This is a genomic window from Salinivibrio sp. MA351 (assembly GCF_001996065.1).
GTDB classification, from domain to species: Bacteria; Pseudomonadota; Gammaproteobacteria; order Enterobacterales; family Vibrionaceae; genus Salinivibrio; species Salinivibrio costicola.
In genome coordinates this window covers 17,496-29,247 of the sequence record NZ_MUFG01000024.1, presented here as the reverse complement: position 1 = coordinate 29,247, position 11,752 = coordinate 17,496, and the positions used below count along the sequence as shown (strand labels likewise).

Annotated in this window: 10 protein-coding genes; 2 read left to right on the top strand and 8 right to left on the bottom strand. The window is 49.7% G+C overall.

Going from position 1 to position 11,752, the window contains the following annotated elements; genetic code table 11:
- Window positions 1-47 precede the first annotated feature (47 nt).
- Entirely contained in the window at window positions 48-812 is a 765-nt protein-coding gene (znuC, locus tag BZG78_RS12245; protein ID WP_077661352.1) for a zinc ABC transporter ATP-binding protein ZnuC, read from the top strand.
- Window positions 805-1,596, top strand: a complete 792-nt coding sequence (znuB, locus tag BZG78_RS12240; protein ID WP_077460171.1) for a zinc ABC transporter permease subunit ZnuB — start codon at window positions 805-807, stop codon at window positions 1,594-1,596. The genes znuC and znuB overlap by 8 nt, the downstream gene beginning before the upstream one ends.
- 221 nt (window positions 1,597-1,817) lie before the next feature.
- Here the strand turns inward: znuB and sucD are convergent, their stop codons facing one another.
- The 8 genes from sucD to sdhC form a co-directional block, all read right to left on the bottom strand.
- On the bottom strand, window positions 1,818-2,690 hold the full coding sequence (sucD, locus tag BZG78_RS12235; protein WP_021022452.1) for a succinate--CoA ligase subunit alpha: 873 nt from the start codon (window positions 2,688-2,690) through the stop codon (window positions 1,818-1,820).
- A 2-nt stretch (window positions 2,691-2,692) separates the two neighbouring features.
- Window positions 2,693-3,859, bottom strand: coding sequence for an ADP-forming succinate--CoA ligase subunit beta (sucC, locus tag BZG78_RS12230; protein WP_077460170.1), 1,167 nt, complete (start codon window positions 3,857-3,859; stop codon window positions 2,693-2,695).
- 112 nt (window positions 3,860-3,971) lie between these two features.
- On the bottom strand, window positions 3,972-5,183 hold the full coding sequence (odhB, locus tag BZG78_RS12225; RefSeq protein ID WP_021022454.1) for a 2-oxoglutarate dehydrogenase complex dihydrolipoyllysine-residue succinyltransferase: 1,212 nt from the start codon (window positions 5,181-5,183) through the stop codon (window positions 3,972-3,974).
- A gap of 28 nt (window positions 5,184-5,211) precedes the next feature.
- On the bottom strand, window positions 5,212-8,022 hold the full coding sequence (gene sucA / locus BZG78_RS12220; RefSeq protein WP_077661351.1) for a 2-oxoglutarate dehydrogenase E1 component: 2,811 nt from the start codon (window positions 8,020-8,022) through the stop codon (window positions 5,212-5,214).
- A 116-nt stretch (window positions 8,023-8,138) separates the two neighbouring features.
- Entirely contained in the window at window positions 8,139-8,849 is a 711-nt protein-coding gene (locus tag BZG78_RS12215; protein WP_077460168.1) for a succinate dehydrogenase iron-sulfur subunit, read from the bottom strand.
- A gap of 13 nt (window positions 8,850-8,862) precedes the next feature.
- The gene (sdhA, locus tag BZG78_RS12210) at window positions 8,863-10,629 is read right to left on the bottom strand and encodes a succinate dehydrogenase flavoprotein subunit (RefSeq protein WP_021022457.1); all 1,767 of its coding nucleotides are present in this window, start codon (window positions 10,627-10,629) and stop codon (window positions 8,863-8,865) included.
- Window positions 10,630-10,980: a succinate dehydrogenase, hydrophobic membrane anchor protein gene (sdhD, locus tag BZG78_RS12205; RefSeq protein WP_021022458.1), complete on the bottom strand. Its 351-nt coding sequence runs from the start codon at window positions 10,978-10,980 to the stop codon at window positions 10,630-10,632. It lies immediately after the preceding gene.
- Window positions 10,974-11,366, bottom strand: a complete 393-nt coding sequence (gene sdhC / locus BZG78_RS12200; protein ID WP_021022459.1) for a succinate dehydrogenase cytochrome b556 subunit — start codon at window positions 11,364-11,366, stop codon at window positions 10,974-10,976. Before sdhC ends, sdhD begins: the two co-directional genes overlap by 7 nt.
- Window positions 11,367-11,752 lie beyond the last annotated feature (386 nt).

The window sequence follows — 11,752 nt, the reverse complement described above, 5'->3', positions numbered from 1 at the left end:
GAAATGTTATATTATAACAATTCCAATTCACAATGCTTTTTTTCACTATGACAAATTCGCTAGTCTCGCTTGACGCGGTGACGGTGACCTATAACGGCCGAAATGTGCTGGACAAGGTCTCTATGCAATTAAAACGAGGACAGATTACCACGCTCATTGGTCCAAATGGCGCGGGGAAATCAACCTTAGTCAAAGCATTAATTGGTTTAGTGAAGCCCGCAGCGGGTATAGTTCACGTCGCTAAAGGGGTGAAGATAGGCTATGTGCCACAAAAACTTCAGCTTAACCAGACACTGCCTTTGACGGTTGACCGATTTATTCGCCTAGGAACACGCTATACCAATTCCCAAATTGATCACGCGTTGAAAACCGTCAACGCAGAATCATTGCAATACGCCAATATGCACACGCTTTCGGGCGGTGAAACACAACGTGTTCTTTTGGCGCGTGCGATCTTAAAACAGCCGGATGTGCTGGTGTTAGATGAACCGGTGCAAGGGGTCGATGTCAGCGGCCAATTAGAAATGTATAGCCTCATCGCGCACCTGCGCGATACACTAAAATGCGCGGTATTAATGGTGTCACACGATTTGCATTTAGTCATGGCCAAGACCGATGACGTCATTTGCCTTCAACACCATGTGTGCTGCTCTGGCGCACCCGACGCCATATCTCAGCATCCATCGTATGTCGCGATGTTTGGTCGTCAAACCAGTGAACAACTGGCGTTATATCATCACCACCATCATCACCAACATGATCTTGCAGGCCAGCCTGTAAGCTGTGATCACCAAGAGCACCACCATGATTGAGTTCCTTCTTGCCCCTATTATGGGTGGCCTACTTATCGCTGCCATTGCTGGGCCATTAGGCTCTTTTGTGGTCTGGCGTCGGATGGCCTATTTCGGCGATACCTTAGCACACGCTTCATTACTTGGGCTCGCGCTTGGGTTTTTGCTCCAAATTGACTTAAATCTCGCGCTGGTTGTGACGTGTTTGCTTCTCGCGATCTTGTTGGTTGGTCTGCAACGCCAACATCTGGTTTCTACCGATACCTTACTTGGGATATTGGCACACAGCGCCCTGTCTTTGGGCTTAGTGGCGGTCAGCTTTTTAGACAACATGCGGGTTGATTTGATGGCCTATTTGTTTGGCGATCTGCTGGCGGTTTCATTTGCTGACCTTACCTGGCTCGCGGTCGGCGCCTGCTTTACGCTTGCTGTACTGGGATATTATTGGGAACAACTTCTATCGATGACCGTCAGTGAAGAGCTGGCTAAAGTCGAAGGGATAGCGGTCGAAAAACTGCGGCTTTTATTGATGCTATTGATTGGTTTAGTGATCGCATTGGCGATGAAGTTTGTTGGCGCGCTGATTATTACATCCATGCTGATCATTCCCGCTGCAACAGCCCGCCGACTGGCGTCTACGCCAGAGCAAATGGCTGCTTTTGCTAGCCTGATTGGTATGTTCGCCGTGATGCTGGGTATGGCTGGATCCTGGTTTTATGATACGCCCGCAGGGCCGTCAGTAGTGGTTGCTGCAGCCAGTGTATTTATGCTTACGCAGCTGGTCCCCTCTCGCGCCGTTACCTGAGTATCTGCGACCACGGCCTGAATGCGATGATGCTCTGAATGCGATCATAGCCTGAATACGATCATAGCTTGAAGACGATCATAGTCTGAACGAGTCTAAACGTTAAACACGTTTATGCTGTGAAAACGCGCAGGCCTTTACTAACGCCTTAACGTTTTCCCTGTAACGACAAAAGCCGCTCACATGAGCGGCTTTGGGCTTTACGTGACTGGAAAATTACATTACCAGTTGGTTTTTTCACGTAGTGCTTTGCCAATATCGGCCAAGCTTTTCACTGTTGTCACGCCTGCCGCTTCCAAGGCCGCAAATTTATCGTCTGCGGTACCTTTACCACCAGAAATGATTGCACCCGCATGGCCCATACGTTTGCCTGGAGGCGCAGTCACACCAGCAATATAAGCCACAACCGGCTTGGTAACATTCGCTTTAATGTACGCGGCGGCTTCTTCTTCGGCGGTACCACCGATTTCACCAATCATTACAATTGCTTCGGTGGCTGGATCCTTTTCGAACATCGCGAGGATGTCGATAAAGTTGGAGCCTGGAATCGGATCACCACCAATTCCAACGCACGTTGATTGGCCAAAGCCTTCATCGGTTGTTTGTTTTACCGCTTCATAAGTCAAGGTGCCTGAGCGTGAAACAATGCCTACCTTACCCGACTGATGGATATGTCCTGGCATAATGCCAATCTTAGACTCATCGGGGGTAATCACACCGGGGCAGTTAGGGCCGATCATTCGTACCCCTGCTTGATCCAGTTTCACTTTCACTTCCAGCATATCCAGCGTTGGAATACCTTCGGTAATACAGACGATCAGCTCAATCCCGGCGTCAATCGCTTCTAAAATGGCATCTTTACAAAAAGGCGCTGGCACATAAATGACCGAGGCAGTGGCGCCGGTCGCTTCAACCGCGTCTGCCACGGTATTAAAGACCGGAAGGCCGAGGTGAGTCGTGCCGCCTTTGCCCGGTGATACGCCACCGACCATTTGGGTTCCATATTCAATCGCCTGCTCGGAATGGAAGGTTCCTTGACCGCCCGTAAATCCTTGGCAGATAACTTTGGTTTCTTTATTGATCAGCACTGACATTGTTATTTACCCTCCGCGGCAGCAACGACTTTCTGTGCGGCTTCGGTTAGCGATGTTGCCGCAATGATGTTCAAACCACTATCGGCCAGTTTTTTGGCGCCTAAGTCTGCGTTATTCCCCTCAAGGCGAACCACAACAGGCACTTTAACGCCGACTTCTTCAACCGCACCAATAATGCCATCTGCAATCAGATCACAGCGCACAATGCCGCCAAAGATGTTCACCAATACCGCCTTTACGTTGCTATCAGACAGAATGATTTTAAAGGCTTCTGTCACACGCTCTTTTGTCGCACCGCCTCCCACATCGAGGAAGTTGGCAGGGCTGCCACCGTGCAAGTTAACAATGTCCATGGTCCCCATTGCCAAGCCAGCACCATTCACCATACAACCAATGTTGCCGTCTAGCGCAACATAGTTCAGCTCCCACTGTGCCGCATGCGCTTCGCGCTCATCGTCTTGACTCGGGTCGTGCATCGCACGCACCTTCGGCTGACGATATACCGCATTACTGTCAATCGCTAGCTTTGCATCCAAGCAATGTAAATCGCCTTGTTCAGTAATCACCAGCGGGTTTACCTCAACCAAGGCAACATCTTTATCCAAGAACAGTTGACCAATCCCGACAAAGATCTTAGTGAACTGCTTGATTTGCTCACCTTCTAAGCCAAGTTTAAATGCCAGTTGGCGACCCTGGTAAGGTTGTGGGCCAACCAAAGGATCAATCGATGCTTTGTGAATCAGCTCTGGCGTTTCTTCGGCGACTTTTTCTATTTCAACACCGCCTTCGGTGGATGCCATGAAAACAACGCGACGCGAGCCACGGTCGACCACGGCACCCAGGTAAAGCTCTTTAGCGATATCGGTGCAAGACTCAACCAAAATTTTGCTGACTGGTTGGCCATTCTCGTCCGTTTGAAATGTCACTAGGTTTTTACCCAGCCATTTCTGTGCAAATTCGCGGATTTCTTCTTTTGAGTTCGCGAGTTTTACCCCGCCCGCTTTTCCGCGGCCACCGGCGTGAACTTGGCATTTCACAACCCATTTGTTGCCGCCAATTTTATCGGCTGCTTCAGCAGCTTCTTGTGGTGTATCGCAGGCATAGCCCTCTGAAACTGGTAGACCATATTCAGCGAACAGCTGCTTTGACTGATATTCGTGCAGATTCATGATGTTCTATCCGTGTTAGTGTCCATTATTGTATCTTTATGCTTTCCAAAGAAGGGGACCTCCGTCCCCTTCAAAACGGTTTATTTCCCTCAAAATGAGGTCGATAACACCATTAAACGTCTAGGAGTAGACGTGTTGGGTCTTCAAGGAGCTCTTTGATGGTGACCAAGAAACCAACCGACTCACGACCGTCAATAAGGCGGTGATCATAGGAAAGCGCAAGGTACATCATCGGCAAGATTTCAACCTTGCCATCTACCGCCATTGGGCGATCTTGAATTTTATGCATGCCAAGAATGGCAGCTTGAGGTGGGTTAATGATCGGCGTTGACATTAATGAGCCGAACACACCGCCATTGGTCAGGGTAAAGTTACCTCCGGTGAGTTCATCAACGGTCAACTTGCCGTCACGCCCCTTTATGGCTAAGTCACGAATACCTTTTTCGATATCGGCAAAGCCTAGTTTGTCGCAGTCGCGTAGTACAGGCGTTACCAGACCACGCGGGGTAGAAACCGCCATGCTGACGTCAAAATAGTTGTGATACACAATCTCATCACCATCTATTGACGCATTCACTTCTGGATAACGTTTAAGGGCTTCAACGACCGCTTTGACATAAAAAGACATGAAACCAAGGCGAATATCATGACGCTTTTCAAACGAATCACGGTACTGCTTACGCAGTTCCATAATTGGCTTCATATTCACTTCGTTAAATGTAGTTAGCATCGCGGTGCTGTTTTTTGCTTCGAGCAGACGTTCTGCCACGCGCTTACGCAAACGCGTCATCGGCACACGCTTCTCGCCTCGCTCTGCCACTGGCGGCACATCTTGGGTCGCCGCTTTCTGCTCACTGCTTTGCGCGGGCTGCTTCTTCAGGTGCGCTTCCACATCTTCTCGGGTAATGCGTCCGCCTACACCCGTGCCTTTCACCGCATCCGAAGAAAGATCATGTTCAGCCAATAAGCGACGGACGGCAGGGCTCAGAGAGTCATTGCTCTCTTCTTCTAGCGACGCAGTGTGGCGCTTATCCGGTGATGCCTCTGATTCAGCGGGCACATCTTTGGTTGGTTCACCCGCGACAGCCCCTTCTTTCAGCTTGGCGATCGCTTGTTTGCCCAGCACGGTTGACCCTTCATCTTCAATGATAGATTCCAGTACCCCATCTGCAGGAGCGGGAACTTCTAGCACGACCTTATCTGTTTCAATATCAACCAGTACTTCGTCACGGGTTACCGAGTCACCTGGCTGTTTATGCCATGTGGCAATCGTTGCGTCAGCCACAGATTCGGGTAAATCGGGAACCAGAATTTCGATTGTCATATCGTATTTATCCTTAATGTTCTAGTTCTTACTTTAGGGTCAGAGCGTCTTGTACTAACGCTTTTTGTTGTTTCTGGTGTACAGACATATAACCTACCGCTGGCGATGCCGAGGCGGCACGCCCAGCGTAGCTGAGTGTGGCACCATCCGGTAAGGCTGCACGGAAATTGTGCTGGCTGCTGTACCAAGCCCCTTGGTTTTGTGGCTCTTCTTGACACCATACAAAGTCTTTTGCGTTGCCGTAAGGCGCAATCACTTCTTTCACCGCCTCAAGCGGGAACGGATAAAGTTGCTCGATACGAACAATGGCTACGTCATCGATTTCTTGCTCGCGGCGTGCTTTCAGCAAATCGTAATAGACCTTACCGGCACACATAACTACCCGTTTCACCTTGCTTGGATCCAGATCATCCATTTCACCGATAGCGGGTTGGAAATCGCCCTCTGTCAGATCTTCTAGACTGGATACGCAAAGCGGATGGCGTAGCAAGGATTTAGGTGACATAACCACCAATGGTCGACGCATCGGGCGAACAACTTGACGGCGTAACATATGATAAACCTGAGCGGGGCTCGAGGGCACCACGACCTGCATATTTTGCTCGGCGCATAATTGCAAATACCGCTCTAAGCGCGCGGAAGAGTGCTCAGGGCCCTGCCCTTCATAACCGTGAGGGAGCAACATGGTTAAACCACACATCCGGCGCCACTTCTGCTCGCCAGAGCTGATGAACTGGTCAATCACAACTTGCGCGCCATTACCAAAATCGCCAAATTGCGCTTCCCATACCGTTAAGCCACCCGGCTCTGCGGTCGCATAGCCATACTCAAATGCAACGACGGCCGCTTCAGACAACACAGAGTCATAAATTTCGAACGGCCCTTGCTTATTATGGATATTGGCAAGGGGGACATAGGTACTGCCATCGCCTTGGTTATGTAACACCGCGTGACGATGGAAGAAAGTACCACGACCAGTATCTTGGCCCGTAATACGAACACGCTTGCCGTCGTCCACCAGCGTGGCATAGGCCAATGTCTCGGCCATACCCCAGTCAACAGGTTTTTCACCATCAACCATTGCTTTACGATCTTTGTAAAGCTTACCGACTCGGCTGTGTAGCGTATGGCTATCTGGCAATTGACAGATACGGTTACCAAGCTCTTTCAGCCGTTTGGCATCAAACTTGTTCGCCCACTCAACCGTCCAGTCGTGGCCGAGATAAGGGGTCCAGTCGACCGAGTGCAACACCATTGGGCGCCACTCTTTCACTACGCATTCACCGCTATCCAACAGATCGCGGTATTCGTTGATCAATTCGGTCGCTTTTTCTAGGTTAGCAATGCCTTGTTGATCAAGTACATCCGCATAGAGTTTGCGCGGCGTCGGATGTTTTTTGATCTTCTGGTACATCATCGGCTGCGTGGCATTCGGTTCATCCGCTTCGTTATGGCCATGACGGCGATAACAGACCAAATCAATGACCACATCGCGTTGAAACTCATTACGAAAATCAAGCGCTAAACGCGACACAAATGCTACCGCTTCGGGATCGTCGGCATTGACGTGGAAAATCGGCGCCTGAACCATTTTCGCGATATCGGTGCAGTACTGGGTTGAGCGAGAATCTGCCGGATTTGAGGTTGTAAAACCAATCTGATTGTTCACCACAATCCGCACCGTGCCGCCCACTTGGAAGCCCCGCGCTTGAGACATATTAAAGGTCTCTTGCACCACGCCTTGTCCCGCAATCGACGCATCGCCATGAATGGTGATCGGCAATACGCTTGAGCCTGTGCTGTCTTCGAGTCGGTCTTGACGCGCACGCACGGAGCCCATGACCACTGGATTAACAATTTCAAGGTGTGACGGGTTGAACGCTAAAGCAAGATGAACGTCACCACCCGGGGTCGCAAAGTCAGATGAGAACCCCTGATGATATTTCACATCACCGGTTCCCCAACTTTCATCTTGTTTCCCTGCGAACTCATCAAATAACTCTGACGGCTTTTTACCCAGCACATTGACTAAGACATTGAGTCGACCACGGTGAGCCATCCCAACAACCACTTCACGTCCACCTTTACTCCCCGCATGGCGAATAAGCTCTTTGAGCATAGGAATGAGCGAGTCGCCCCCTTCAAGCGAGAAACGTTTTGCCCCAGGGAATTTAGCCCCCAAATACCGTTCAAGGCCTTCTGCTGCCGTTAGCTCTTCCAAGAAGGTGAGCTTCTCTTCCTCGCTAAATTGTGGCTGCCCCACAACTGATTCGAGGCGGCTTTGAATCCAACGCTTTTCTTCGGTATCTGTAATGYGCATGTACTCAGCACCAATTGACCCGCAATAGGTCTTTTGCAGTGCGTCATACAACTCACCTAATTGCATATTGTCTTTGCCAATTGCAAATGAGCCGACATTAAAGGTCTCGTTAAAATCCTGCTCGTTAAGAGAATGGAAGTCAGGTGACAAATCGGGGACAGGTTTACGTTTCCATAATCCGAGGGGGTCTAAACTGGCCTGTTGATGGCCACGGAAACGGAACGCATTGATCAGTTGAAGAACTTTGACTTGTTTCGCGTCTACATCTGGATCATTGACTGAAGCACTTGCACGCGATGTATCGGTAGCTAAGCGTCGAAAGTAATCGCGAACTCGAGAGTGGGGTTGTTCTACCGCGGTATCACTCACCACTGGTAGCTGGTCAAAGACCGCTCTCCATTCTTGATCAACTAACTCCGGGTCACTGAGGTACATTTCGTAGAGATCTTCTACGTACGTTGCATTGGCGCCAGCCAAATGAGAAGACTCTAACCAAGCCTTCATCACGCCATTTTGCATTGTTATCCCTTAACCACTAGTTATTTATCCAAACACCGGTTCTAAGCCGGGTTACCTGTTATTAAGCCCCGTCCTAAGAACGGGGCATTTTTTATCTACGTTATTGGTTCAGCGTTTTAAACGCCGCGCTGAATCAGCATTGACTTAATGTGCCCAATTGCCTTGGTTGGATTAAGCCCTTTTGGACATACACTGACACAGTTCATTATTCCGTGGCAACGGAAGACACTAAAAGCGTCGTCTAGATCAGATAACCGTTCTTCAGTTGCCGTATCACGGCTATCTGCTAGCCAGCGATAGGCAGCAAGAAGGCCTGCAGGGCCGACGAACTTGTCAGGGTTCCACCAAAACGATGGGCACGCCGTACTACAGCAAGCGCACATGATGCACTCATACAAACCATCAAGCTCTGCTCTATCTTCCGGCGCTTGAAGGTTCTCACGCGACGGTGGTGTCTCATCGTTGATCAAATAAGGTTTGACGCGCTCGTAGTTCTCATAGAACTGGCCCATATCGATAATGAGATCACGCACTACGGGCAAACCAGGCAACGGACGAATAACAATCTCCGACTTATCCATTAGCGAGGATAAAGGCGTGATGCATGCCAGCCCATTTTTACCGTTCATATTGACACCGTCAGAGCCACACACTCCCTCTCGACACGAGCGACGGAATGACAGGGTTGGATCCTGCTCTTTGAGTTGAAACAGCGCATCCAAAAGCATCATATCTGACCCTTCAGGGACGTCGAGTGTGTAATCCTTCATGTATGGCGCATCGTCCACATCTGGATTATAGCGATAGACTGAAAAATTAACGTTCATCGTTTCGACCCCCTTAATAAGTACGTGCTTTCGGTGGGAAAGCGTCACGATGCACAGGCGCCATATTGACGTCGCGCTTGGACATGGTTTCCGTTTCTGGGTTATAGATGGAGTGACACAACCAATTCTCGTCATCACGCTCTTGGTAGTCGAAGCGCGCATGAGCACCACGGCTTTCCGTCCGATAATACGCGGAGACCGCCGTTGAATAGGCAGTTTCCATCAGGTTCTCCAGCTCCAAACACTCGACGCGCTGGGTGTTAAACTCTGTTGATGTATCATCAAGGCGTGCTGTTTTGAGTCGCTCACGGATAGCATCCAACTCTTTCAGCCCTTTTTCCATCGCTTCACCTTCTCGGAACACCGAAAAGTTTTCTTGCATACACGCTTGAAGGTCTTTGCGAATTTCTACTGGGTCTTCACCCTGCTGAGTACTATTCCAGCGATTGACGCGAGCCAGAGAGGCTTCAATGTCTGATTCACTGGCATCTCTTGCTTCCACCTGCGCTGCCAAGGTTTCCCCTAGGTGTAACCCTGTTGCACGGCCGAAGACAACCAAGTCTAAGAGCGAGTTGCCCCCTAAGCGGTTGGCGCCATGTACAGAGACACTGGCGATTTCACCGCAGGCAAAAAGCCCTTGAACTTCGATATCATTGCCCAGTGGATCTTGTTTAATGGCTTGGCCGGATACTTGCGTTGGAATGCCTCCCATCATGTAGTGACACGTTGGGATAACAGGAATCGGCTCTTTGATCGGGTCGACATGTGCAAAAGTGCGCGACAAATCCAAGATACCCGGCAAGCGCGATTCCAGTACATCTTTGCCGAGATGGTCGAGCTTCAGCTTAATGTGTGGGCCCCATGGCCCCTCACAGCCGCGTCCTTCACGGATCTCGATCATCATTGATCGGGCAACCACGTCACGACCAGCAAGGTCTTTTGCATTAGGCGCATAACGCTCCATGAAGCGTTCACCATCTTTATTAAGTAGATAGCCACCCTCACCACGACAGCCTTCTGTCACCAAGACACCGGCACCCGCAATGCCTGTGGGGTGGAATTGCCACATTTCCATGTCCTGCATCGGTACGCCAGCACGGAGCGCCATACCGACACCATCACCGGTATTGATGTGCGCGTTAGTGGTTGACTGATAAATACGGCCTGCGCCCCCAGTCGCCAACACGGTTGCTTTCGATTTGAAGTAACAAATCTCACCCGTTTCCATGCACATCGCCGTTGCACCGACAATCACTCCATCTTGGTTTTTGACCAGATCAAGGGCATACCACTCTGAAAAAATCGTCGTTTTGTTTTTGATGTTTTGTTGGTAAAGCGTATGCAATAAGGCATGGCCAGTTCGGTCTGCTGCCGCGGCGGTACGTGCCGCTTGCTCGCCCCCAAATTCTTTTGATTGACCGCCAAAGGGTCGTTGATAGATCGAACCATCTTCAAAGCGAGAAAAGGGTAATCCCATTTTCTCTAGCTCAATGACTGACTGCGGGCCTGTTTTACACATGTATTCGATAGCGTCTTGATCACCAATATAATCGGAGCCTTTGACGGTATCGTACATATGCCATTGCCAATTATCCTTGTGCGAGTTACCCAGTGCCACTGTAATCCCGCCCTGTGCTGACACAGTATGAGAGCGAGTTGGGAACACTTTAGATAACAGCGCACACGTTAGGCCCTGCTCGGATATTTGCAGTGCCGCGCGCATACCGGCGCCACCTGCTCCAATAACGATTGCATCAAATTCGCGAACTGGAATACTCACTTACACACCCCACAATACAAAGAAACCGGCAAACACATAGATGAGAAGCGTGGCGACAACAGCAAGCTGTAATACACCGCGCAGCAAGGCTGGCTTGATATAATCAGTCAACACCTGCCACATCCCAATCCAGCCGTGGATCAGCACAGAGACCAGGGCCAACATGGTAAAGACCTTCGTGCTGGTCTGGCCGAAAAACGCTGTCCATGAGGCATACGTAATCTCAGGGCCAAAGACGGCAAAACCGACCATATAAAGTGTGTAAAGTGTGATGAGAATCGCAGTAGCTCGGACCAGCACATAATCGTGCACACCGTTGCGACCCACCGATGAAATATTTTTTGTTACCATACTAAAACCCCCGCCAACACAGCTAGCACGCCTGCAATTACAAACGAGACTTGGGCACTTTTTGCCCCCGACTCCAGCTCTTCAAAGTAACCCAGGTCTTGGATTAAATGACGAATCCCGCCAACGATGTGATAAGCCAGCGCCGTCAAAATGCCCCAAAGTACGAGCTTGACGAAGAAGGTATCGAGTATCGCAGCAGCAGATTGAAATCCATCAGGAGAAGAGAGAGACAGGCTAAGCAGCCACAGTAGGATGGCGATCGAAACAAAGGTGATCACACCTGATATCCGATGCAAAATAGACGCAATCGCTGTAATGGGGAAGCGAATCGTCTTAAGGTCGAGGTTTACGGGTCTTGACTTTCTTTCTTTCACGATATTGCCCACTCAGCTCTATTGAGCATTTATAGTTATTACACTCTCTGAACCTCAGTACTCAAAGCGTAAGACCTGCAACATCTGCGTAACGCGCTTCATGTACCTTATTGCTTATAACTGCAATTTTCGGTGAATGGATCACGTCAGTTAGGAAAGGTGTTTGAGCCCCTAAACGCTCTAGGATACTGATTTGCCCAGAGACCTCGAAAAAGTATACGTGGCGTAACAGACAATTACAAACGCACAAAATTGACCGGAATCTCACAACAGATATTTAACCTCCATTGCACATCAGTTATTAACTAACGCACATAAGTTATTAACTGACGCACACATCGATAGGTTAAAAATTGACATAATAGAGGTCGATCGGTAAAACGGTCGGGTCCATATCC

Excerpts from the sequence above, each read along its gene's own strand:
- sucC (WP_077460170.1), bottom strand. The coding sequence starts at position 3,859 with ATGAATCTGCACGAATATCAGTCAAAGCAGCTGTTCGCTGAATATGGT.
- odhB (WP_021022454.1), bottom strand. The coding sequence starts at position 5,183 with ATGACAATCGAAATTCTGGTTCCCGATTTACCCGAATCTGTGGCTGAC.
- sdhD (WP_021022458.1), bottom strand. The coding sequence starts at position 10,980 with ATGGTAACAAAAAATATTTCATCGGTGGGTCGCAACGGTGTGCACGAT.
- znuC (WP_077661352.1), top strand. The coding sequence starts at position 48 with ATGACAAATTCGCTAGTCTCGCTTGACGCGGTGACGGTGACCTATAAC.
- sucD (WP_021022452.1), bottom strand. The coding sequence starts at position 2,690 with ATGTCAGTGCTGATCAATAAAGAAACCAAAGTTATCTGCCAAGGATTT.
- BZG78_RS12215 (WP_077460168.1), bottom strand. The coding sequence starts at position 8,849 with ATGAACGTTAATTTTTCAGTCTATCGCTATAATCCAGATGTGGACGAT.
- znuB (WP_077460171.1), top strand. The coding sequence starts at position 805 with ATGATTGAGTTCCTTCTTGCCCCTATTATGGGTGGCCTACTTATCGCT.